The sequence below is a fragment of the Butyribacter sp. genome, assembly GCF_056818865.1.
Genome location: NZ_DBLYGC010000004.1, coordinates 117131 through 143295, shown reverse-complemented (window position 1 = coordinate 143295; position 26165 = coordinate 117131). Strand labels below are relative to the sequence as shown.

The 26165-nt window shown below is 36.9% G+C and carries 16 protein-coding genes; 14 read left to right on the top strand and 2 right to left on the bottom strand.

Features of this window, described 5'->3' with window-relative positions; all coding sequences use genetic code 11:
* The first annotated feature begins 50 nt into the window (after window positions 1-50).
* From ACZLXV_RS03225 to ACZLXV_RS03170, 12 genes are all read left to right on the top strand, one after another.
* A complete protein-coding gene (locus tag ACZLXV_RS03225) occupies window positions 51-296 on the top strand; it encodes a hypothetical protein (RefSeq protein ID WP_022224041.1) in 246 nt (81 codons plus the stop codon).
* Between the two features lie 440 nt (window positions 297-736).
* On the top strand, window positions 737-3760 hold the full coding sequence (locus ACZLXV_RS03220; protein ID WP_022224040.1) for an extracellular solute-binding protein: 3024 nt from the start codon (window positions 737-739) through the stop codon (window positions 3758-3760).
* A gap of 25 nt (window positions 3761-3785) precedes the next feature.
* Window positions 3786-4739, top strand: a complete 954-nt coding sequence (locus ACZLXV_RS03215) for a carbohydrate ABC transporter permease (protein WP_022224039.1) — start codon at window positions 3786-3788, stop codon at window positions 4737-4739.
* Window positions 4740-4757: 18 nt separating this feature from the next.
* Window positions 4758-5627, top strand: a complete 870-nt coding sequence (locus ACZLXV_RS03210) for a carbohydrate ABC transporter permease (protein ID WP_022224038.1) — start codon at window positions 4758-4760, stop codon at window positions 5625-5627.
* A 33-nt stretch (window positions 5628-5660) separates the two neighbouring features.
* On the top strand, window positions 5661-7724 hold the full coding sequence (locus tag ACZLXV_RS03205; protein ID WP_022224037.1) for a YIP1 family protein: 2064 nt from the start codon (window positions 5661-5663) through the stop codon (window positions 7722-7724).
* A complete protein-coding gene (locus ACZLXV_RS03200; RefSeq protein ID WP_482382463.1) occupies window positions 7717-10065 on the top strand; it encodes a DUF5696 domain-containing protein in 2349 nt (782 codons plus the stop codon). The genes ACZLXV_RS03205 and ACZLXV_RS03200 overlap by 8 nt, the downstream gene beginning before the upstream one ends.
* Complete coding sequence (locus ACZLXV_RS03195) at window positions 10058-11110, top strand: carbohydrate ABC transporter permease (protein WP_022224035.1); 1053 nt, start codon at window positions 10058-10060, stop codon at window positions 11108-11110. The genes ACZLXV_RS03200 and ACZLXV_RS03195 overlap by 8 nt, the downstream gene beginning before the upstream one ends.
* A complete protein-coding gene (locus ACZLXV_RS03190) occupies window positions 11079-12083 on the top strand; it encodes a carbohydrate ABC transporter permease (RefSeq protein WP_022224034.1) in 1005 nt (334 codons plus the stop codon). The genes ACZLXV_RS03195 and ACZLXV_RS03190 overlap by 32 nt, the downstream gene beginning before the upstream one ends.
* A 302-nt stretch (window positions 12084-12385) precedes the next feature.
* The gene (locus ACZLXV_RS03185; protein ID WP_022224033.1) at window positions 12386-13957 is read left to right on the top strand and encodes an ABC transporter substrate-binding protein; all 1572 of its coding nucleotides are present in this window, start codon (window positions 12386-12388) and stop codon (window positions 13955-13957) included.
* A 277-nt stretch (window positions 13958-14234) separates the two neighbouring features.
* On the top strand, window positions 14235-15191 hold the full coding sequence (locus ACZLXV_RS03180; protein WP_022224032.1) for a glycoside hydrolase family 43 protein: 957 nt from the start codon (window positions 14235-14237) through the stop codon (window positions 15189-15191).
* A gap of 11 nt (window positions 15192-15202) precedes the next feature.
* Window positions 15203-16708, top strand: coding sequence for an alpha-N-arabinofuranosidase (locus ACZLXV_RS03175; protein ID WP_022224031.1), 1506 nt, complete (start codon window positions 15203-15205; stop codon window positions 16706-16708).
* Window positions 16709-16726: 18 nt separating this feature from the next.
* On the top strand, window positions 16727-16969 hold the full coding sequence (locus ACZLXV_RS03170; protein ID WP_022224030.1) for a DUF6171 family protein: 243 nt from the start codon (window positions 16727-16729) through the stop codon (window positions 16967-16969).
* 104 nt (window positions 16970-17073) lie between these two features.
* Here ACZLXV_RS03170 and ACZLXV_RS03165 read toward each other — a convergent pair whose 3' ends face one another.
* Window positions 17074-19059 (bottom strand): glycoside hydrolase family 127 protein, encoded by a 1986-nt coding sequence (locus ACZLXV_RS03165; protein ID WP_482382462.1) that lies wholly within the window; start codon window positions 19057-19059, stop codon window positions 17074-17076.
* A 472-nt stretch (window positions 19060-19531) separates the two neighbouring features.
* Between ACZLXV_RS03165 and ACZLXV_RS03160 the strand changes: the two genes are divergently transcribed.
* On the top strand, window positions 19532-20461 hold the full coding sequence (locus ACZLXV_RS03160) for an ArsR/SmtB family transcription factor (protein ID WP_022224028.1): 930 nt from the start codon (window positions 19532-19534) through the stop codon (window positions 20459-20461).
* Window positions 20462-20557: 96 nt separating this feature from the next.
* Here ACZLXV_RS03160 and ACZLXV_RS03155 read toward each other — a convergent pair whose 3' ends face one another.
* Entirely contained in the window at window positions 20558-23641 is a 3084-nt protein-coding gene (locus tag ACZLXV_RS03155) for a lipocalin-like domain-containing protein (RefSeq protein ID WP_482382461.1), read from the bottom strand.
* Window positions 23642-23960: 319 nt separating this feature from the next.
* Here ACZLXV_RS03155 and ACZLXV_RS03150 point away from each other — a divergent pair, with 319 nt between their 5' ends.
* Window positions 23961-26156 carry a family 43 glycosylhydrolase gene (locus ACZLXV_RS03150; protein ID WP_482382460.1) on the top strand — a complete coding sequence of 732 codons (2196 nt, stop codon included), beginning with the start codon at window positions 23961-23963 and terminating at the stop codon, window positions 26154-26156.
* Window positions 26157-26165: the final 9 nt, after the last annotated feature.

The following is a 26165-nucleotide window of genomic DNA, read 5'->3' as shown; positions in this document are numbered from 1 at the left end:
AACATAAAATTTTGCAGCCAATCAAAAGTAGTTTCAAGGGAGGAAAAGCAGTGGCAAAGAAAATGAATGCAAAGTTAAAAAGACAGATAATAGATGTGAGCAAAAGTGTAGCAGCGTGGGTGTTTGTGACGGCGGCATCATTTGGTTACTGGCTTGTGGTACTGCTTATAGCTTCGCTTGTACTTTTGAATATATGGCATGTAACATTTGATTCGATTTTGAAGTATTCGTTTGTACTTATGATAATAACATCGGTTGTCTATCTTGGAATGCAGATTAGAAAATGGGTCAGATGATATGGAGTTTAAGATAAATTAATTTAACCTGAATAATTTCACTGAAGTTAAATGGAATATTACATCGGAATATAAAATAAAAATCTCAAATTTAAAATAATTTGGGATTTTTTGTTTGCTGTTTTTTTATTAAATTTTAATTATTGAGATAAAAGTAAAATAAAATGAATTTTGTTTAGTTGTTTCTAAAATTTTTTTTTGAAACAAATTATTAAATTGTATTGTGCAAGGTGTATTAAGAAAGATGGTGCTATTAGGTGGTTTTTGTGTGCAAATTGCTAAAAAGTAACTAAAATTTGTTATCAACGTGAAAGAAATATACAACAATTTGACTATAATTGGCATTGACTTTTGTTCAAAATAATAGTAATATAAAATAAACTAAAGTAATTTATGAAAATATAAAAATACTTGAGCAAGAATTCTTTAAGGAGGAAGTTATGCGGCACAGAAAAATTGGAGGTAAGTTTAAGAAAACGGTCGCTGTTGGTTTGGTTGTGTCAATGGCATTAGGCTCTGCAACACTTAGGAGCTTTGCTAAGGATGTGACAGAAGATACATCAACAACATCTGAATCTGACAGTTCAGATAAGAAAGAATCATCAGTGACTTCTGAGGAGTATTCCAGCGAGAGAATAGCTACTATCTATTCAAATATCAGCAAGGATTATACTGCATCAGATTATACCGGCGAGCCGGTGACTGTTTCGGAAGAAAATTCAGTTACGGCAGGCGGTAAAAAGTACCTTACAACTAAAGTTAAAGGGTATGAAAAAAGCGACAAAGTTTTGGATTTGTCGAGCGGCAAAAAAGTCACACTTAATTTTGCTGTTCCGGAGGACGGACTTTATTATATGAATTTTGATTATCTTTCATATGATGACTCAATTCTTCCGGTATCAATGAAAATGAAAGTTGATGGAAAATATCCGTTTTATGAATGTCGAAGCCTTGAGTTTGAAACGACATGGAAACTCAGCGAAGAGAAAGCATATGACAGATATGACAATGAGACTGTTACTATCCCGAATAAGCAGATTCAGTGGGAAAGCAAATATCTGATGGATTCAAGTTATCGTCATTCAGACCCGCTGAAAGTTCAGCTTACAAAAGGAAAACATTCGATTGAACTCAGTGTTGATGAAGGAAACTTCCTTTTAGGAAATATCTCATTGGAAGCACCTGCATCTGTTGAAGAGTATAAGGGGTCTTCAGATAAAGCGGATGGTGATGAACTTATCACTATTCAGGGTGAAGATTATACCTCAACAAACAGTTCATCAATCCATGGTGTAGCAGAGTATGATACAAGCGTAGACCCGTATCAGGCTAAGGATACGGTTTTGAATACACTTGATTCTGATTCTTTCAATACAGCAGGTCAGACAGTATCATATGAGTTTGAAGTTAAAGTGGCAGGAAATTATAAGATAGCGGCAAATTACCGTCAGTCAGAAAAAACAGACTTCCCGGTATTCTGTGATGTTGCAATCGACGGAAAAGTTCCAAATACTGCTTTCAAAGACTACAGCATGGCATATTCAACAAAATATAAGACAGCTACAATGCAGGATTCAAAGGGTGAAGACTTGAGTGTATATCTTAAAGAAGGTAAGCACACAATCTCATATACAATAAGCATGAATCCAATATCTTATATTATGGAAGAAATCGATGAGGTTATGTCAGATGTAAATGACCTTGCACTTGAAATTACAAAGGTTGCCGGTACAAATGCAGATAAGTATCGTGACCTTAAACTTTCAAAATATATACCAAATCTGGAAAAAACACTTTACAGTTATTCAGACAGGCTTACAAAGCTTGAAAAGAGTGCGGTTAAGTGGAGTGACAGTGATAAGAATGTAGCTGTTATGTCATCACTTCTTATTGCTGCAAAACAGTTAAAGAGCCTTGCAGACAGCCCTGATTCAATACCTTATCGTATAGCTGAGTTGTCAACAAGTTCAAACTCAGTAAACCATTATCTTGCAACAACAATTGATAACCTTATAGCAAATGACCTTGCTATTGATCGTATTTATATTTATCAGGACGGAGCAAAACTTCCGTCTAAACCGGGATTTTTCAAATCTTGTGCGATGAGTGTATCAAGATTTGTTGCTTCATTTACAGACCAGGCTTATTCAACTAAGAATACTAACGAAGACCATATTCAGGTATGGGTAAACCGTTCAAGCCAGTATGTACAGATAATGCAGAAGATGATTGACGAGAAATTCACACCTCAGACAGGAATCAATGTTGATATAAGTATCATGCCTGACCAGTACAAACTTGTACTTTCAAATTCATCGGGAAATGCACCTGATGTTGCGACAGGAATCAACTATACTATACCTTACGAGCTTGGTATAAGAGGTGCTCTTGTAAATATGGCACAGTATGATGACTTTAAAGAGTCTACAGACGGTTATGAGCCGGGATTCTTTATGACAGGTTCAATAAATGACGGAATTTATTCAATGCCTGAGACAATGAACTTCTGGGTACTGTTCTACAGATCGGATGTTCTTGAAAAACTTAATCTTGAAGTTCCACAGACAATGGATGATGTTATAGCGATGCTTCCTAAACTTCAGATGAGAGGTTTGAATTTCTACTATCCGACAGCGGGTATGACACTTATGAGAAACTTCCATGGTACTACGCCTCTTATTGTACAGAACGATGGTTCACTTTATGCTAAGACAGCAGCAGAGGGTACAGCACTTGGAAAAGAGAAATCAGTTAACGGTTTCACAAAACTTACAGATTTGTTTACAGTTTACAATATGCCTGTAAATGTTGATAACTTCTATCAGCATTTCAGAAACGGCGATATGCCTATAGGTATTGCCGATTATGCAACATTCAATATGCTTACAAATGCAGCTCCTGAACTTTCAAGCTCATGGAAAGTTGCACTTATTCCGGGAACAAAGAAGTTAGATGGAACAATCGACCGTTCAGTCTGTGGATGTGCCGAGAGCAGCGTAATCTTTAAGAGCAACACTGAGAGACAGAAGAAAGCATGGGAATTTGTTAAATGGTGGTCATCAACAGAGACACAGGCTGAGTTCGGACAGACAATCCAGATTACATACGGAGATGAATACATCTGGCCGACAGCAAATACAAAGGCATTTGCTCAGCTTCCTATAAACTCAGAAACAAAGAAAGTTGTTGAACAGACAGCAAAGAATGTTAAAGATGTTGCGAGAGTTCCGGGTACATATCTTCTTGAGCGTGAAATCAGTAACACATTCAACGATATTGCCGTAAACGGTGACAATGAACAGACACGTATAGACAAAGCGGTTAAGACCGTAAACCACGAGTTTGAAAGAAAACTTGAGGAATTTGGATATAATGACAGTGATGGCAAAGTAATAAAAGATTATAATATTCCAACTTATGAATCTGTAAAGAAACTGCTTGGCAGAACAGATGATGATGAATAGTGTAATCGGAGGGATGAGAAAGAATATGGCTAACGAGAATAAAGAAAAATTAGTTAAAAAGCCCGGTAAAAAGAAAACCGGCATTAGAAAAAGAGAAAATTCAAACACAAACGGTTATCTCTTTATGCTGCCATATGCTCTTATGTTTGTGATATTCATATTACTTCCGACAGTGTTGGCGGTTGTACTTTCATTCACAAACTTTAATGCAATTCAGTTCCCGTCGTTTGTAGGATTTTTGAATTACATTACACTTATTACGAGTGATGAAGTATTTATGCAGTATGTATTGCCAAATACCGTATTGTATGCGGTTGTTGTAGGTATCGGAGGATATATTTTATCCTTCGTGCTTGCATGGGCACTTTGTAACCTTACAAAACTTCCAAGAACAATATTTGCTTTGATTTTGTATTCACCTAGTATGACAGCCGGTGTAGCCATGACAGTACTTTGGAAGGTTATTTTCTCAGGAGATCAGACAGGTCTTTTAAATGCATGGCTTATGAACCTTGGTCTTATAGATGAACCAATCATATGGCTCGTAAATACAAAATACCTTTTACCTATAGTTATCATAATTGGTCTTTGGTCATCAATGGGTGTAGGTTTCCTCTCAATGATAGCAGGTATCTTAAATTCAAATGAAGAACTTTATGAAGCGGCTGCCATTGACGGAATTAAGAACCGTTTCCAGGAAATGATATACATAACAATTCCACAGATGAAACCACAGATGTTATTCGCGGCAGTTATGGCTATCGTAAATGCGTTCCAGAATGGTCTTATATCGACACAGCTTACAGGTAACCCTTCACCGGGATATGCGGCACAGCTTATTGTAAACCATATCGAAGATTATGGTTTCCTCAGATATGAGATGGGATATGCAGCAGCAGTTTCAGTAGTATTGTTGTTAATCGTTCAGATTTTCTCAAAGGCAGCAAATGCGCTTTTGACTGAAAAAGACGATTTTTAAAAGAGGAGGAAAAAAGAAATGGCATATAAAGGCAAGAGAATTAATCCTCAGAAGTTTGAAAGAGGACAAATTAAGATTATCGCCATATTATTACCTCTTGTAATATTCATGGCATTACCAATCGTGTTTATCGCAAACCATGCGTTTAAGCCAATGGATGAGTTGTTTGCATTCCCACCTACATTCTTTGTAAAAAATGCAACACTTGAAAACTTTACAAAACTTATCAAATTCAGCCGTACGGCAGGTGTTCCGCTCAGCCGTTATGTATTTAACAGTTTGCTTGTTACAGGTCTTACGGTAGGATTATCACTTCTGTTTACAACATTCGCTGCATTTGCACTTGCAAAGTTAAAATTCAAGGGCAGACAGCTTATGATGGATGTCAACCAGCTTGCATTGATGTTCGTTGCAACAGCAGTTCTTATTCCAAGATACCTTGTTATCTGTAAGGTAGGACTTATCGACAGCATCTGGGCACATATTTTACCACTGCTTGCTTATCCGGTAGCTCTTTTCCTTGTTAAGCAGTTCGTTGAGCAGGTTCCTGATTCACTTATCGAAGCGGCTTACATTGATGGTGCGACAGACTGGACGGTTTACAGAAAAATCATTATTCCGATGATAAAACCGGCTATCGCAACAGCGGCCATTCTTGTTTTCCAGCAGGTTTGGGTAAATATGGAAACATCAAACTATTATGTAAATGATGACAGTATGAAGACATTGACATTCTATATGAACTCACTTGTCAATGTAAATAACACAGTATCCGGTCAGGGTATGGCGGCGGCAGCCTCACTTATTTTGTTTGTTCCTAACCTCGTGTTGTTTATCATACTTCAGAATAATGTCATGAACACAATGGCACATTCAGGTATCAAGTAAAATGCAGCTAGAGGAGGAGAAGGAACAGACATTATGAAAAAGAATAATAAATTATTTAGAATTGTTTCTGTATTGCTCTTAGCATTCGTTATTACGCTGACTTCCGGAGCCGGTTCTGCATTAGTATCTGCAGAAACACCATACCGAACATTCACAAATGACGGTTATGGAAGAACGATGGAAACCCAGACAGCGTACCTTGCAAAAAAGACACTCATAAAATTCGGTGAAGAATTTATGAGCAACCCGAATGACATGTACATTACAGCGGACGGCACAATATATGTAGCCGACACCGGAAATGGAAGAATTCTGGTTGGTACAGCAGATGGAAAATTATTAAAAATTATCGGTAAAGGAAAGTTAAAAACTCCTACAGGAGTATTTGTAACTGAGAACAAAAATATTTATGTAGCCGATAGAGACGGAAAAGCCGTTTATGTATTTAGTCAGGACGGAAAAGTACTTAACAAATACACAAAACCTGACAGCCCGCTTTATGGTGAAGGACTTGACTTCCTTCCACAGAAGCTGGTAGTAAATGATGCAGGTGTTATGTATATCGTTTGCCAGTCAAATACAAACGGTATCGTAGAAATTTCACCTGAAGAGGGAGGAACATTCCTCGGATACTTCGGTACAAACTATGCAGCAGTAAGTCTTCAGACAATAATCTATCGTGCTATTCTTACTGATGAGCAGAGAGCAAAGATGGTAAGTAATATGCCATCAACACCTGATAACCTTTCAATTGATTCAAAAGGACTTATTTACACTGTAACTCGTGGTGATGAAAATCTTACACTTAAGAGACTTAACATCGCAGGTACAAACCTTATCAAAGGCGGTGTAGATGATTATGACGAGGCACCGGCGGCGGTTACAACAGGTAATCATGACAATATCTATGTAGCATCATCACAGGGTTATATCTACGAGTACAATAAACAGGGTGAACTCCTTTATGTATTCGCAGGAACTGATGACGGTACACAGCGTGTAGGTCTTTCTACACAGGTTACAAGTGTTCAGGTAGATTCAAAGGACAATATTTATATTCTTGATTCTGAAAAGAAACAGATTCAGGTATATGAGCCTTCTGAATTTACACAGCTCTTACATAATGCACTTTACCTTTACTCAAAGGGTCATTACACAGAGAGTAAAAAACCTTTACAGCAGGTTCTTCAGATGAACAGCATGTTTGATTATGCTAACAAGGCTATGGGACGTGCATATTTCCAGGAAGAAAATTACAAGATGGCACTTAAGTATGCCAGACTTGCAAAAGATTATGAAGGATATTCAGATGCTTTCTGGGAAATAAGAAATGAGTGGCTGAAAAAGAATATCGTTGCAGTACTTCTTATAATAGTTGCACTTTGGGCGGCATACAAGGTTGTTATGGTTCTTGATCGAAAGAAAGCAATTCTTGCCAAACCGAAAGCAGCTGTGGCTAAATTTAAGGAAAACAAATTTGTATCCAATGTATGTTACTCTAAATATTATATGAGACATCCTATAGATGGTTCGTATGGTATAGCGAGAGAGGGCAGGGCATCATGGTCTGCACCGTCATTTATACTTGTTATATTCATGCTTGAATATATCATCAATAAATATCTTTGCGGATTCTTACAAAAGACTATAAGAGAAGGAAGATATGAGATATTCTCAGATATAGGAAAGATAGTTATTGTAATGCTTGCAGTTACACTTTGTAATTATCTTGTATGTACTATCAATGAAGGTGAAGGTACAGTGAAGAAGATTTATACATACTTCTGTTATTCACTTCTTCCATATGTAGTATATATACCATTTAGTTTTATTTTGTCACACATTCTTACAACAAACGAGCAGTTCCTTATTACATTGCTTAACTATGTAATTGTAGGATGGATAGTTGTTCTTATAATACTTGGTATAAAAGAGGTAAACAACTACACGGCAAAAGAAACAGCCAAAGTTATCTTTATAACGATATTTACAATTTTAATAATGGCACTCATCATATTCATTATTTATGTATTATGGGCTCAGGTATTTGAGTTTATCAGTGCTGTATTTGGAGAGGTGGTGTACCGATTTGGCTAAGAATAAGAAAAAAATCATAGCAATACTTAGTGCATTGGCACTTATAGTTACGGCAGTACCTGTTATCTCACATGCAACAAATGTTGACTCAGACAATGATGCAACGTCAGAGTCAACGGATGCTTCAAGCTCAACAGATGCTTCATCAGAGAAAAAAGATGAAGAAACAAATCAGGTCAAGGGTGATGGAGAAGTTGTCCAGGATGGTGCCGTAGGTAAGGTTGACAAGTCAAAATGGATAACACTTAAAGATTACAAGCTTGTTGCCGAAAACGATACATACAAAATGTACTTATATGAGCCTCGTCTTTCAATAATGCTTCAGAATAAAAAGACAGGAAAGATAATGGAGTCTACGCTCAGTGATGAGAAAGATGACGGTAACAGTAACAGTATATGGAATGGTTATATGAAATCAGGTATTGTTATCAATGCAATCAAAGATGCAAAGAACACATATCAGGTTGACCTTATAAACAATTCGCATACAATAAATGTAAATAAAGAATCTGATGGATTTACAGCTGACATCTATTTTGATGAATATCAGTTTGGACTTTCAGTAAGCGTTAAGCTTGACGGTGAAGATGTTGTAGTATCGGTTCCTGACAAATCAATCAAAGAAGATGCAGATGGAATTTATATTTCAACTATAAGTTTATTCCCACTTATGGGTTATACATTCCTTGATGATGAGCCGGGATACATGCTTATTCCTGATGGAAACGGAGCACTTATCAATCTCGACAACAAAGAGGGAAGATATACTACAGGATTCTCACAGAATATTTACGGAAATGATGCCGGATTTGATGATTCGGAAGTAAAGACATATCTCTGGGATAAAATTGATATGGTAGAGGATGCAAACGAAGTAATCGCTCCAATCTTTGGTATGGCTCACACAAAGCAGAAGCTTGGCTATATCGCAGTTGTAGAAAGCGGTGACAAGCGTGCCAGCATCGAGGCTCATCCAAACGGAGTTATGGTAAACTATAACCGTTGTTTCGCAAAGTTTAAGTTGAGAGATATTTATGTACAGCCTCTTAACAACTCAAATTCAGGAACAATTACAAAAGCAGAAGATAAGCGTACACACATGGACATGACAGTAAGATACATGATGCTTTCAGGTGATGATGCAAACTATTCTGCAATGGCAACAAGATATCGTAACTATCTTCTCGATAACGGACTTCTTACAAAGAAAGACGATTCTTACAATACAAGAGTTGATTTTCTTGGAACAGACAGAGAAGAGTTCCTTATCGGAACTAAAGCTGTTACGATGACAACTACAGACAATATTTCCGAGATATTCGGTGAATTGAAGAAAAATGGTGTTTCAAGCCTTATCTCAATGTACAAGGGATGGCAGAAAGGCGGACTTTACAATGTGCCTATCACAAAGTATAAAGCTGACAGACATATTGGAGGAACATCAAAGCTCACAAATCTTATAAAAGATTCAGCGAAGGATAATTATCAGTTGTATCTTTACAATGATGCACTGAGACTTAACCCTTCAACAAACAAGCTTACATACGATATGATAAAGCAGGTCAACAAGAGAACTTTCAAAGAGGAAGAAAAGAAGGAAGTTTATGATACTTTCTACTATCTCACACCGACAAAAGCTAATGATGACCTCAAAAAGTTTGTGTCATCATATACAGATGACGGCGTTAAGAATCTTGCAGTAGCAGGACTTAGCAATACAATCTTTTCATACAGCTTAAAGGGAAATTATTATACAAGATGCAGCACAGCAGAGAGTAACGAAAAGCTCATAAGTGATGTTGCAAAGAATACAAATCTTGTACTTGAGCAGCCTGTATCTTACTTATGGAAAGATACAAATGCATTCCTTGACATGCCTCTCGGTTCATCAGATTATATGTATGTTGATGAGGAAGTACCTTTTATCTCGATGGTACTCAAGGGAATTATTCCAATGTATTCAAATTATGTAAACTTTGAAGCAAACAAACAGGAATTCCTCTTACAGATGGTTGAAGCCGGTGTATACCCTTCATTCTATGTAACTTATGAAAATTCATCAGACCTTATTTATACAAACTCATCAGATCTTTACAGTACAGAGTACAAGACATACAAAGATACTATTGTTGAGTATGATAAGGATTTAAGAGCAGTAAACGAACTCACAAAGGGTTCAACTATTAAGAATCATGAGAAACTTAAAAACGGAGTTACGGTTGTAACCTATGACAATGGAGTAAAGATTTTTGTGAACTACACGGACATTACAAGAACGGTAGACGGAGTTAAAGTTGGACCTATGTCATATTCATATAAGGCAGGTGAGACGAATGAGTGAAGAAATGAGTAAGAAGAAAAAATTGACAAAAGAAGAAAAGCAGCAGTTAAAACAGCTTAAAAAGAGTGCGAAACCCGGAAAACTTGCAAAAAGGGATGCAATCACGGGAATACTCTTTATATCTCCTTGGATAGTCGGAGCACTTTTATTCCTTGCTTACCCATTGATTACATCATTCAGGTATGCATTAAATAATATCCGTATCACTCCAATGGGAATGAACTTTGAGTTTGTAGGTTACGGTAACTTTACACAGATACTTTTATCAGAGTCAGACTTTTTGACAACATTGATAGATTATATAGTATCAACAGTAGTTTCAGTACCTATCATCGTAGTATTTGCACTTATAATTTCTATGATGCTTAACCAGAAGATAAAAGGAAAAGGATTTTTCAGACTTATCTTTTTCCTTCCGGTTATCATCGTAAGCGGACCTATCCTTGGAATGTTAAATGCCCAGGGAGCAGGAAGTATTACATCAATTGATACACAGGCTATTACAGAAGCAATCAAAGGTTTTCTGCCTACAGCACTTGCAACACCTATTTCAGAACTTTTTGAAAACATGGTAACAATTCTCTGGTATTCAGGTGTACAGATTCTTATATTCCTGTCAGCATTACAGAAGATTGACAGAGCAATGTATGAAGCTGCAAAGATTGATGGTGGTTCAGGATGGGAATGTTTCTGGAAGATAACACTTCCAAACATCAAACCGATGATACTTTTGAACCTTGTTTATACAATAGTATTTATATCAAACAACGACCAAAACTCAATTATAGGACTGATAAAAGATGCCATGTTCTCAGGAACAGAGGAAAAAGGATATGGATATGCATCAGCGATGGCTTGGTTATATTCATTAGTAGTTCTTCTTATAGTAGGTCTGTTCTCACTCGCATTCTTTGCTAAGAAAGATGTATATGAGAAACAGGTTAAGAGAGCTAAGAAAGCACATAAGAAAGAACAGCGTCAGTTGAAGAAGATAGAAAGGAGGAGCGCAAGAAATGCTAAAAAGAACGCAAAAGCAGCAGCCTAGTAGTGGGGCAGCACAGGCAGTAGTTTCTACTCAGCCTAAATTCACAAAAGAGAAACTTCGTAAATTCCTTTTAGGTTCAAAGGAAAGGGAAGGTTTCTTAAAAGTATTTGTAATATATGCACTCCTTATCTGTATCGGATTCATATATATTTATCCTATTCTTTACATGGTGTGCCAGAGCTTTATGACACTTGATGATTTGCTTGATTCTTCAATCAACTGGATACCATCAAAGCTCAATTTAGACAACTATAAGCAGGCAGCACAGAGTATGGATTTCTGGAAGTCATTCGGACAGAGCATTATTATCGCCGGAGTGCCTACACTTTGTAATCTTCTTTCTTGTTCCGTTATCGGATATGGACTCGCACGTTTTGAGTTCCCTGGAAAGAAAGTCGTACTTGGAATAATCATCTTCACATTCATTCTTCCAAGTCAGATAACAATGATTCCTACATATGTACTTTACTCAAACATGGGTATTCTTGGTACTATTTGGTCATTTGTACTTCCTGCACTTCTCGGTATGGGAATAAATGCACCGATATTCATACTGATATTCTGGCAGTTCTTCAGGCAGGTACCTAAGGTACTTATAGAAGCTGCACAGATAGATGGAGCCGGATATCTTAAATCATTCTTTAAGATTTCACTTCCATCAGCATCACCTGCAATCATCACAGTATCACTTTTCTCATTCGTATGGTACTGGAATGAGTCATATCTTACACAGATGTATGTATCAGGTGTTACAACGAAATCAGGATGGTCATCACTTGTAATAAAACTTGGAGATTTCGCTTCAAACTACTCAGAATATGCGCAGACAGCTACAACAGCCGTAACAAGCATAAACGAATCAATCAATATGGCAGGAACAATGCTCAGTATCCTCCCACTTCTTGTAATGTACTTTGTACTTCAGAGATACTTTGTTGAAAGTATTGATAGAACAGGTATTACGGGTGAATAAAGCGTGAAGACTACTTCTTTTTATTATTTTGGATGTAAGTTTTTTGCGCACATTATATTAAAATCTAAAGAAGTTTTAAAATACCACTAACATTAGGTTTGTTGTTAGTGGTATTTTTGTGTTTTTAACATATAAAAATGTATAAATTGTAAATAAATTCATAAAAAGTTAAAATATTTCACAAAAAACTATAGCAATTGTGAAAAAAGTGTGATATAATATACAACAACAAGTGAGATGCTGGTACGATGAATAATTTATTATTAGTTGTACGGATATCGAAAATTTTAAGGAGGAATATTATGAGGAAAAAACTTATGGCACTTCTGCTTGCTGCATCTATGGTTGTAGGTATGACAGCTTGTGGAAGCAACAAAAACGGTGGCAGCTCTACAAACAGCGCATCAAAAGTTTCCGGTGAGTACGATGAGAAGGAGTTCAACGGAATCAAGTATAAAAAGGCAAAGGATATTACAAAGGACAATATCGAACTTACATATTATCACTTTGATCAGGACGAGACTGTTCAGTACCTTGCAGACCGTTTCCAGGAAATCTATCCAAACATCAAAGTACATGTAAAATATCAGGCTGTAAGCAAATACAATGATTCATTGCTTACAATGGTATCAAACAAGGAATCTCCTGACGTAATCATGTTCTCAGATGCGGATTTCGCACTTTCTAACATGCTTGTACAGGATATTTCATCATATTGGAATTCAGATCCTGAGACAAAGGAATTAGCATCAACAGTTAATGACTGCGGACTCGGATGTTATGGAACAGATAAGAGATATGCGGTACCTGTTAAATTCTTCCCTGGTGTTATGTACGTTGACAGAAACGTATTAACACAGCTTAATGTAAAAGAGCCAGCAAGAAACTGGACATGGGATGACATGATTAAACTCATCAAAGATTGTACAGTTAAGAAGTCTTCAGACGGTATGGCATATTATGGATGCGGTTACTACAACAGACTTGACTCATACTATGGAATCGCTGCTAAGCAGACAGTACAGGGTGAGTTTGGTTTCGACGGAACACAGTTTGACCTTTCAGCATGGGCTAAAGGTGAGCAGCAGTTCGCAGAACTTAAACAGGGCGGATATATCGCACCTCAGACACAGACACTTGACATGGAGAACTGGATGGGTTCTGCTGATGCATGGTGCGGAGCTTCAAGCCATGTAGCACTCTTCACAGAAGCATTCTGGACATATCAGGGAACATGGGCTACAAAAGCATTCAAGAAATACAACCTTGATATCGTACCTTATGTAATTCCTGCAGTAAGCAAGGAAGATGCAACAAAAGATCATCACTCAATCGCAACTATCGACTTTGGTGGTGTTACAACATCTTGTAAATATCCTCGTGAAGCATATGAGCTTCTTAAATTCATGAGCTTTGGCCAGGATGGATGGAAGACAAGAATCGAACTTTACAACGACGAGACACAGAAGAACTCTAAGGGTCTTGCACTTAAATATGACGTTATGCCGGCACCTATTACAACTAACTCAGAAATCTGGGATGATTACATTAAGATGTACTGCAAGGGCATGGATGACGAGCATGTTAAACTTTGGAAAGAATACTTTGCAAGCTGTATGCAGCCAATTCCTTATGGCTGGACAAGTATCGCAGGATACTGGAACTACTGTAATGAATACTTCAACAAGATTGATATTCATACAAAAGTTGACAGCGGAGAAAAGAAAGCTGCTGACTATATAGACGAGGCAACTTCGAAGGCAAATTACTATCATGCAAAAGCAATGCTTAAGTATTTCGGAAAGAGCGGATATAATGTTCTCTCAGATGAAGATGTTGCTAAGTATGAGAAGATGGAAAAAGAAAATAAATAATTAACCAAGTGAAAGCGAGGCATATTCTAAAACGGGGTTATTAGTTTTGGAATATGATAAAGATAAGGGAGACATCCATAGTGATGTCTCTCTTATTTTTTGGTCAAAAGGTATTTTGACCCTTGCATAATGGTAATATTTGTATTAAAAAAACGCTCAAAATTGTAAAAAAAAATAACAAAAACAGTTGTAAATTATTATGATTTAAGGTATAATTTAATTGATATTAAAATACTTTAGTAAAAAGTAAAATTAAAAAAGGAAAAGGAGAAAACAAATGGCAGAGAACAAGGAAGTTAAATACAATGAACCGTGGATATTACAGAGAGCTGATCCGTTTGTGTGCAAAAAGGATGGCTGGTATTATTTTACGGCATCAATACCAAGTTACGATTGTATAGCACTTAGACGTTCAAAGACACTTAACGGTCTTAAAGATGCAGAGGAAGTTGTTGTTTGGAAAAAGCATGAGAGCGGAATCATGAGCAAACATATATGGGCACCTGAGCTTCATTATCTGTTCGGAAAGTGGTACATTTATTTTGCGGCAGGTGAGGCAGAAAATATATGGAATATACGTCCATATGTACTTGAGTGTCAGGGTGATGACCCTATAAATGATGAGTGGGTCGAGAGAGGAAAAATGCAGAGAGCCGATGATGATATATTTTCATTTGAGGCATTTTCTCTTGATGCAACTATCTTTGAAAATAAAGGAAAATATTATTATGTATGGGCTGAAAAAGTAAGTGTAGGTCCACAGATATCAAATCTTTATATTGCTGAGATGGAATCCGGATATAAACTTAAAACTGTTCAGGTACTTCTTACAACACCTGATTATGACTGGGAGCGTCATGGATTTTGGGTAAATGAGGGACCGGCTGTGATTAAACATGACGGAAAACTTTTCCTCACATATTCAGCAAGCGATACAGGTGTAAATTATTGTATGGGTATGCTTACAGCAGATGAAAACTCAGATGTACTTGATCCTTTATCATGGAAAAAAGAGAGATATCCGGTTCTTAAGACAAATGAAGAACTTGAGATATACGGACCGGGACACAACTCATTTACTGTAGACGAAGACGGAAATGATATTATGGTATATCATGCAAGAAAAGAAGCTGAGATAGAGGGTGATCCGCTCTACAATCCTAACAGACATGCGATGCTTATGAAAGTGCGTTGGGATGAAAATGGAAGACCTGTATTTTCATATAAAGACTGAGGGGGATTGACATGGCAAAACTTATTATTAACGAAAACAAAGAATTGAGCACGATTGAGCCGGAAATTTATGGCCACTTTTCAGAGCACCTCGGAAGATGTATCTATGAGGGAATATATGTTGGAGAAAATTCAGAAATCCCTAATGTAAACGGTATGCGTACAGATGTAGTTGAAGCACTCAAGGAATTGAAAGTGCCGATGCTTCGCTGGCCGGGCGGATGCTTTGCTGATGAGTATCATTGGAAAGACGGAATCGGACCAAAAGAGACAAGAAAGAAAATGATTAATACTCATTGGGGTGGAGTTGTTGAGGATAACAGTTTTGGAACACATGAGTTTATGGAACTCTGCCGCCAGATAGGCTGTAAGACATATGTAAACGGAAACCTCGGAAGCGGAACGGTTCAGGAAATGTCTGAGTGGGTTGAATATATGACATTCAACGGTGTTTCACCTATGGCAGACCTCAGAAAGAAAAACGGACATGAACAGCCTTGGAAGGTTGATTTCTTTGGTGTAGGCAATGAAAACTGGGGCTGCGGCGGAAACATGACACCTGAGTTTTATGCGAATGAATATCGCCGTTATCAGACATACGTAAGAAATTATGATACTGAAAAACCTATTAAAAAGGTTTGCTGTGGAGCTAATGTCGATGATTATTTCTGGACAGAGGGCGTAATGAAAACATGTTTCAGCCATGCAGAGTGGGCACATGGATTTATGGATTATCTCTCACTCCATTATTATGTACATCCGGAAGGCTGGGAGATAAAGGGAAGTTCAACAGACTTTGACGGTGAAGTATGGTATAAGACACTTAACAAGGCACTTCATATGGATGAACTTATTACAAGACACGGAACTATCATGGATAAATATGACCCTGAAAAGAAAGTGGGAATGTGTGTTGATGAGTGGGGAGCATGGTATACATGTGAGCCTGGAACAAATCCGGGATTTTTATATCAGCAGAACACAGTGAGAGATGCACTTATAGCCGGAATTACGCTCAATATATTCAATAAGCACAGTGACAGAGTAAAGATTGCTGCTCTTGCACAGATGGTAAACGTTCTTCAGTCAGTTCTTCTTACAGAAGGTGACAAGATGATAAAGACACCTACATATCATGTAATGCATATGTACAGACATCATCAGGGTGCAAAACTTCTTGAAAGCAGTGTTACGGGAATTGATGAGATTGGAACTGATGAGTGGAAAGTGCCAAAGGTAACAGAGTCGGTATCAAAGGACAAAGACGGAATTATCACAATTACACTTAACAATCTCTCAATCGAATCGGCAGAGGAAGTGGAAGTACAGCTTGCAAACGGTGTTTATAAGGTTGTTGAAGCAAGAATTGTAACAAACAGCGATATGCATGCTCACAATACATTTGAAGCACCTGAGGAAGTAACAGAGAAAGACTTTAATGATTATGAAGTTAAAGGTGAGAACATCTTAGTAAAACTTCCTGTAAATTCTGTTGTAGAGATGAGACTTCAGAAATAAAACTGAGTGGTGAATATTATGGCACATATCTGTAAAAAATGTTTTCTGCGTGAGATGGCAGAAGAAGATGCCAAAATGATAGAAAAATATAAGAACGGCATAAAAGAGATTGACAGAGTGACGGAAGAGATTTATGAGTCACGGCTTGCCGTTTGCAAAGAATGTGAACTTTTAAACGCAGGTACCTGTGGTGCCTGCGGATGTTATGTGGAACTTCGGGCTGCTGCAAAAGTAGGTAAATGTCCGCATAAATTATGGTAGTAAAATCTATTACAATGAATAATATCTGCATTAAAAAATAGTGTATCACTGATATTTTACTGAAAATCAATGATACACTATTTTTGTTTCACTAATACATTACACTAGCAAAATCTTCTAAGCCATGTGTACATTTCGCCGGCACCTCTGTTGCCCCAGTTGGCATAAGGAACAAACGTGATTTCTTTGTATTCAAGTTCAGCCGGTGTGTCTAAGTAAAGTTCTTTGTTATCGTACTTTTCAGGATGTTTAACAGTCTTTCCATGTGCTTTTATGACTGTAATGCCTCCTAAGACATTATCATCCCAGTATTCATTTATAGGCTTGGTTATATCAACCATTATAGAAGAAAGATTTTCACCATTGTCAACCTGTTCTGCACAGTAAACAAGAGGACCTTTTTTGATTGCAACTTTTCCAGCATCTGCACGTACTTTAGGATTGGCGTAAACAAAATGTGCAGGCATTTCAAAAGTAATTTCAATGCTTGTGCCTTTCCAAGCAGATGCAATATCATTTTTAGATAATACGGCATATCCATTTTTAGTTTTATAGTTAATATCACAGCCGTTGATTTTTATCTTATAATTCTGTGCATATTCAGGGATTCTCACATATATTTTTTTGTCTGAAGGCGCATCGTCCTCTGAGCTCTTGTCAGCAATATCGGATATTGATATTGTTATCTTTCCTTCAAACGGGAATTTTGTTTCGATATTCAATCGTTTATATCCGCCGAGTGCTGTTGTCTTGTATTCGCCTCCGGCAAACATGTTGATAAACAGCCCGTCATCGTTCTGCATGAAGAGATATTCTCCGAGTGAACTTAAAGTTCTTGCAATATTAGGAGGGCAGCATGCACAGCCGAACCATTTCTGTCTTACTGCTTTTACATGATTTTTGTCAGTGGCAGGCATACAATTGTCAGGCCATACTTCGAGCGGATTTACATAGAAGAAACTTTTTCCGTCCATTGCAATACCAGCAAGTACAGTGTTCATAAGTGCGAGTTCCATTGTGTCTATATATTTGCTGTCTCCTGTTATCTGAGCCATTCTGCGGCAGAATAATGCAAGTCCTATAGAAGCACAGCTCTCAGAATAGTTAGTGTCATTTGGAAGGTCATAATCGGTTGTAAAGCGTTCCATTACACCTGAACTTCCGATGCCGCCTGTTATGTACATTCTCTTGTTTACGATATTGTTATAGAGGTTTTCGCAGGCTTCAAATAATGACTCATCCTGATATTTTTGAGCAATATCAGCCATTGCACAATATAAGTATGTTGCTCTTACGGCATGTCCCTCTGCAGTTTTTTGTTTTCTTACCGGAAGATGATTTTGACCGTATTCATTTATATATGGGTTTGGGTCGTGCCATACATCAATGAAATCGTCACTTTTACTTTCGTTGAAAAGATAGTTAGGTTCTGTTCCTCTTCTGTCAATAAAATCTTTTGCCATGTCGGCGTATTTATCATCACCTGTAATAGTGGCAAGTTTCATAAGTGCAAGTTCAATTTCTTCATGTCCTGGAACTGCATTTTTGTATTTTTCGGTGTGGAATACATCACATATAAGGTCAGCGTTTTTCTTCATTATATTAAGAAACTTATCTTTGCCGGTTACTTCATAATATGCGATGGCGGCTTCGATAAAATGGCCTGTTGTGTAGAGTTCGTGGCCTTCTTTCAAATTGCAGTACTGTTTGCCGGGATGAAGAATGGTAAAGTGAGTGTTTATATATCCGTTTTCCTGCTGTGCTTTTCCGACAAGTTCGATAGCGTCATCGGCAAGTTTTTCAAGTGCTTCATTTGGTTCATAGGAAAGAGAGTACGCTACAGCTTCAAGCCATTTAGCTAAATCTGTATCCTGAAATACCCATCCGTGGAAAGTTCCTTCTTTGAGTCCGGCGGCAACCTTGAAATTGTCAATACAGTAACTTGGTTCAGCGTCGGCTACTTCATCATTGAGTGCTTTCCACTGATAAGGTATGATTTCTTTTGTGACAAGTCCTGTATATTTATTCCAAAAGAAATCATTTACTTTAAGTGCTTTAAGTGGTAAAAGGTCTAATTTTTTTGTTTTCATACTAATCCTCCATTCTTGCATAGCCTTTTATGGCATAGCAATCCTAAATTCTTACGATATACTAAAATATATTTATTTGTTTCTAAAGTAATTTAATTATATCTAAAATTAAACAAAATATCAATCGAAAAATGTTGTAATAAGTGTATTTATTTCAGATAGCATTTATTTCATTTAATTAGTAAATTCCTGCTATTTCGACAAAAAGTAAAATGATTTAGTATATCATTGACTAATTAACGATTATTATGTATAATAAATATGCAAAATGCTATATTATGTTTGTGAAAGTCTGTGTTTTTTGTTAAAAATAGTAAAAAAAACTATATGAATACATATAATGTTTTAGTTGTTTATAAACAAAAAATAAATGCTTTCTCAAAATTTGTATTAAATATTGAAAAAAAGAAAAAAGAATGTAGTTACTTAATTATCTAAAAGTAGAAAATTAAATGGAAAAGAGGTAGACATAGTGTTACACATTACATCATTAGATGAGGGGCTTGAAATCTTCAAGGCATTAGGCTCAGATGTCAGAATCCAGATATTAAACATACTGCTTGAAAATAGTAATATGAGCATGAAAGATTTGGCTGCGAGACTAAATATTACAAATGGGGCGCTTACGGGACATATAAAAAAGCTTGAGAGCTGTGGTTTGATTACAACATCAGCAGAATCTGTAGTGCATGGAAATCAAAAAATATGCTCTGTTCACTGGGACAGAATCGTTATCGACCTTGAAAAACAGGTTGAAGATGAAAATGTATACAATACGGAAGTAAAAGTTGGACATTATTCAAGTTATGACATCACACCGACATGTGGTCTTGCTTCAAGTAAAGCACTTATAGGAGAAGTTGATGATGCGAGATACTTCGAGCATCCTGACAGATATAATGCTGAGATACTTTGGTTTACAAATGGTTTTGTTGAGTATGTCATACCAAACTTTATTCCTGGATTTCAGAAAATCACACAGATTTCAATAACAATGGAACTTAGTTCGGAGGCACCGGGAGTAAATAGTGACTGGCCGTCTGATATAGAATTTTATCTCAATGATAAACCACTTGGCTGCTGGACATCACCGGGAGACTTTGGAGATGTAAAAGGACTCTTCACACCGACCTGGTGGCCTGAAAACTGGAATCAGTACGGACTTTTAAAACTTCTTGTTATCAACAAAAAAGGAACATTCATTGATGGACTTAAAATATCGGATGTTACAATAAATGATTTTAACCTTGATTACAGAAGTAATATAAGATTTAAACTTGGAGTAGACGAGAATGCAACTCACAAAGGAGGACTTACACTTTTTGGAAAGTCATTCGGAAATTACGGACAGGATATAAATGTTGCGATAAGTTATACACCGATGGCGGAAGATGAGATATAAAAATTTAAAAACAAAGAGGTTGTGCATTGACATATAAAATCAGTCAATGCACAACCTCTGTTTTTGTTGTATAAAAGTTAAAAACTTTTGAAAAAATTATTTTACAGTTACCTTATATGTAACTTTGAACTTTCCGTTTTTAGCTGTTATTGTTGCTGTTCCTTTTTTCTTTGCAACAACTTTTCCTGAGTTATTTACAGAAAGTACAGCTGGTTTGTTTGATGTCCATTTAACACCTGATAATTTAACTCCATAACCTTTTACCTTGAATTTAGCTGTTTTCTTTACTTTGAGTGAAGCTTTTTTGCTTGTAAATTTGATATAAGATTTTTTGACGGTAAATGTCTTTGTGAGTTTCTTTGTCTTATCACCGGCAGTAACTGTTGCTGTGACAGTTGTAGTTCCGGCTTTTTTTGCTGTAAGCTGTCCGGCATTTGTAACTGATGCAACATTAGGATTTGATGAAGTATATGTTACAGTCTTTGTTATGGAAGGCGTTGAAGAAACAGAAAGTTTGGCTGTTTTTCCGGTATTTCCGCCAACATAAAGTGTTTTTGAGGATGCATTAAATGTAAGTGTCGGATAATCTGCTTTTTCCTGTTTGTATTTAGCTTTTATATCATTTTCCGTAAGAGCAGTTGAATAAAATTCAATATTATCAAATTGTGCATTTGCTACATCAGTACTGCTTGAAAGCGTTCCGCTTCCGATTCTTACATCATCAATATCTGAGAGTTCACCGCCTGAAAGTGCGTTTGAAAGATCTGTTTCCTGCTTTGTGATGAAATCTCCGTTTATATAGGCGCTGATACCGGTTTCAGAAACGGTATATACTACATAACTCCAAGAACCTGTGATAAAGGAAGATTGATAGCTGCCCTTGCTTGTTCCGTTAAGACTTACAAAGTCAGCATATACGCTTGAATGGAGAGCTGTATATGGGTAACTGTTGCGGTTGTTTGTTGCCTTTGCTTCAAACAGTGCCGATTCATCAGCAGTGCTTGAACTTGTCTTGACCCACATTCCTACAGTAAAGCCTGCTTTATCAATGTTTTTGAACATTTCGGCCGGGAGTGATAAGTAACTTTCCCCCTGTTTGCTGTTTTTAACAGTGAGTACATTACCATACCAGGAATCTTTACTTACTTTAGCATTTCCGTTAAGTGAAGCATCCGCTGTGGATTTTCCGCTGTTTGGTACGGTTTTGTCGTTTACTGTTTCAAAATCATATTTGTAATCAGGAGTGAGTGCGGCATCAAGAACAGTTGTCTTATAAGCTTTTGATACTGTTTCATTGCCTGATTTAATAGTTGCTGTAAGTGTTACTTCTGTTTCTTCAGAGGCTTTTGTGACTTTTCCTTCATTTGATATGATATCAGTGTTGCTTGAAGCCCATGTGATAGTTGTATTATTAAAGCCTTTTGTTGGAAGAGTTATGTCAGAAGTTGTTTTTGCCGGTATAGGACAATTGTAATCAAGATCCTGTGAAGCTCTCTCAAGTATTTCTTTGTCTGTATATTTGTAAGCTTCTTTTCGTACACCCCAGATAGACTGGTTGTTTGTACCGATGGCAGAAAATGTCATAACCTTCTTACATTCTTTTGACTCATCATGCTGAAGGAAGAATACACCGCTGTAAGTTACTTTGTTTATAACGGCATTCATGTAGTAAGTGCCATCTTTAGCTGTCCATGTACCTGTTATGTCACCGGAGATAGTACCATCTGCATTTAAAGTTATTGACTGTGTTTTAGCAGTAGCAGTACCGGATTTTCCGTGATTTACAAATTCATATTCTCCGACGATATCATCCTTTGCATATCCTGTTTCTGAAATTTTATCACCTTTATTTTCAAAAGGAGCTGTTACAGGCCAGCCTTTTTCATTCTGGAACTGCTGATGAACTCTTAATTCGTGGTATTCTCCGCTGTCTGAAAATCTTGTGTGGTAGAAAAGATACATCTGACCGTCATCATCAATCATAGCTGAGTTGTGACCTTCGGATTTATAATATTTATCGAGACATGAAAATTTGTATGTACCCATGACCTTGATACCTACATCTTCATGGCTTTTGTCTGAAGAAACAAACATATTTGCATTATTTCCGGCTGCATCAACAAAAGGACCGTCAGGATTTTTTGAACGGAAAAGTCTCATATTATATCCGCTGACCGAGTCCAAAAAGTTATATGACATATATAAATAGAAGTAATCTGTTTTTTCGTCATATACGACAAAAGGACCTTCACCTGAATTAGCTTTCCCGCCTGCTATTCTTGTTCCAAAATACTGATCTACCAAAAGCCCGTCATCTCTTGTGTAAGTTTTTCCGGGATATTTTGCTTTGCCGGTTGAAGGGTCGATTTCGATTGTAAAAATACCGCCTGACCATGAGCCGTAAGTCATCCACATTTTGCCCTTTTTATCATAGTAGATTTCAGGGTCGATTGCATTAGGAGCGTAACTGTTATTGTAGAAATCGCCTGATGACCAGTTTGTATCATATTTTTCAATCTGACCGCTTTTTATAAGTTCCGGAATATTTGTGCTTGTGTAGCTTGTATCTTTAGCACCTTCAAAAACAGGTTTGTTCTTAGTAAAGCCTGAATATATAAGTGTGTCTACACATGTGAAAGGACCTTCAATACTCTTTGAAACACCGAAAGCTATAGCTGAACGGACAGCGGTAGAACTTGTACAAAAATAAATCATATAAGCACCTTTGGTTCCGTCGCCGTTATCATAATCAGGATTCCAAAAAACATCAGGAGCCCATATATGGTAAGTGCCGTCATCTGTATCATTTTTGTCACCTGCCCACTTGAAAGGCTGCTTCAGATTCTTTGCTAAATTACCGAAAACAAAGTTATTTGTTATTGTTGAAGGGTTACCGGCATTCAAATCTGTTGAAAGCTGAGTCCAGTTTACAAGGTCGGTAGATTTTGCTGCTGCCGTATGTGAACCGTATACATAATATGTGCCGTTTGACGACTTAGTAATAGAAGGGTCATGCACAGAAACTCTGTTTGGAGAGCTTGAGACATGAGTTACGCTTGCTGCTTTTGCAATGCTTTCATTATTAAATAAGGAAAGCTGTGGAATTGAAGCTGAAGCGTTAGAGAATGCAAGTGCTGTCGAAAGCATGATAGCACCGACACGCTTAAAGTTTTTCTTCATGGTATTACCTCCGTAAAAATCTTAAGTTTAAAATAGTTAATTTCATATAAAAGAATATCATATGTATTCAACATTTACAACAAAAATGCTATTTTATTTTGAAAAAAACTAAAATAAAAGCAAAATTTGTATGTAAAATACATAAAAATAGCAAAAAATATCAAGTTTTATATTGCAAATTTTATATGTGTTGTATATAATATTAAACAAAATATAAAATATTTTTACTTTTGTTAAAAATATTGAAAAATGTAACTATTCTAAAAAAATTAGCAACTCTAATTTTAAGAAGAAATGTATTATTGAGAGGAGAAAGAGTATGAGAAAGACAAAATTATTTGCCGGCGTGCTCGCACTCAGTCTTGCAGTTACTTCTGTACCTGCAATAAACAGTTTTGTGGGTGTGGATAAGGCAGAAGCATCTGAGAGTGATACGGCATCTGCGGCTTCAGGAAGCAGCATTACTAAGGAACCGCTTGGTGAAGGTGAGGTTGAAGTTGCAAAGAGCCAGTACACAAATCCTATCGGAGGTTATGACAACGAAGGTAAGCTTACATATGGTGGTGACCCGGCTGCAATGGTAGATGGAGATACAGTATATCTTTATACCGGACACGATATAGCTACAGGTGATGCATATGTTATTGACGGATGGATTTGTTATTCTACTAAGGACTTGCTCAATTGGAAATATGAGGGCGAGATTATGAAAGCCAAAGATATTTCATGGGCAAATGTAGCAAACTCAGCCTGGGCGGCTCAGACTGTTAAACACAATGGAAAATATTATTTCTACTACTGTACATGGGATAAAACTACAAGTGACGGACAGCAGTCTATAGGTGTCGCAGTTTCAGACAGCCCAACAGGACCATTTGAAGATATAGGTAAGCCTATTGTAAGCGGTAAGGTTACAGATATAGGTACTGAGTCAAGTACATGGAATGATATTGACCCTACAGTATGGATTGAGAATGATGAAAATGGTGTAGAACATCGTTATCTTGCATGGGGAAACGGAAACTTCTACATCTGTGAATTAAATGATGATATGATTTCGGTTAAAGACCAGAACGGTGACGGAAAGATTACAGGCGGCAAATCAGTAAAAAATGCCGATGTTATCCAGAAAGATTCTCCTGAAGGTCCTTATACAGAAGCTCCATGGCTTTACAGAAGACAGGATGAAAACGGAAACTATTACGGAAAATATTATCTTTTCTATGCATCAGGCTGGAGAGAGGGAATGGCTTATTCTACAACAGATGACCTTATGAACGGACAGTGGGAATTTGGAAAAGAGATAGCAAGACCAAACGTGACATCAAATACAAACCACATGGCAGTCATTGATTTTAAGGGAAAGACATATTTTATTTACCACAATGGTGCGCTTGCAGGCGGAAATGGTTACCGCAGAGTTGCAAATATTACTGAACTTAAATTCAATGAAGACGGAAGTATTGATGAAGTACCTGAGACTACAGCAGGTATAGCAGGTACAACTACTAAGATTTACACAAAAGTCGGTGCAGGAGTGCTTGCTCATAAAAACTTCCTGAATTCAACATCTGATGCTGATTATCCATATCAGAATATATATGTAGGTGCTATGGGATATTCAGATGTAAAGGATGCGCAGTGGGTTCTTACAGATGGAAAAGCAGACAAGACAAAACCGGCATATGTTTCAATTCAGTCTGAAAATAAGTCAGGTCTTTATCTTACGGTAAACGACAATGGAAAAGTAACTCTTAATCAGGATTCAGACGGAAAAGCTGAGACAGCTAAACGTCAGACATTCAGAAGTATAAAGGCTCTTGACGGTTCTGAAGATGGTGTTTCTTTTGAAAGTGTATACAAGCCGGGACAGTATCTTGCTATTGTAAATGATGTATTAAAGATTACTGATGGTTCAGACAAGACAGCAGCAACATTTATTGTAGGAGAAAACAGCGAAACAACAGTGCTCCGTGGTATCAATGTAACAGCCGGCACAAATGTTATTACGCAGGGAGATAAGATTAAGAAAATCAATCTTACAAGTGTAAAGGCTATCTATTCAGATGAAACACAGAAAAAAGTTACTGATTACAAAGTTGATTACTCAAAAATAAATGTTAACAAAGTCGGAACACAGTATGCAACTGTTTCATATACAGAAGGAAATATTACAAAGAGTGCTTATATAGCAGTTTCAATTCTTCCAAAACTTAAAGCAGTTACAAAGCTTAAAGCGAAAGTTACAAAGAAAAAGAATGCAAAGAAAGCAAAAGTTGTACTTTCATGGAAAGGTGTATCGAAAGTAGACGGATACGAGGTGTACTATAAAGCAAGCAAGAATGGTAAGTTTAAGTATGTGACAGAGGCATCGGGTACAAAATGTACTGTATCTGAGGATGCAGCATTTAAAGCAGGAAAGACATACTGGGTAGGTGTAAAGGCTTATAGAGAATATAACGGAAAAACACTTACAGGTCCTATGAAATCTTTAAAAGTAAAGATTGCTAAATGATGGCATATT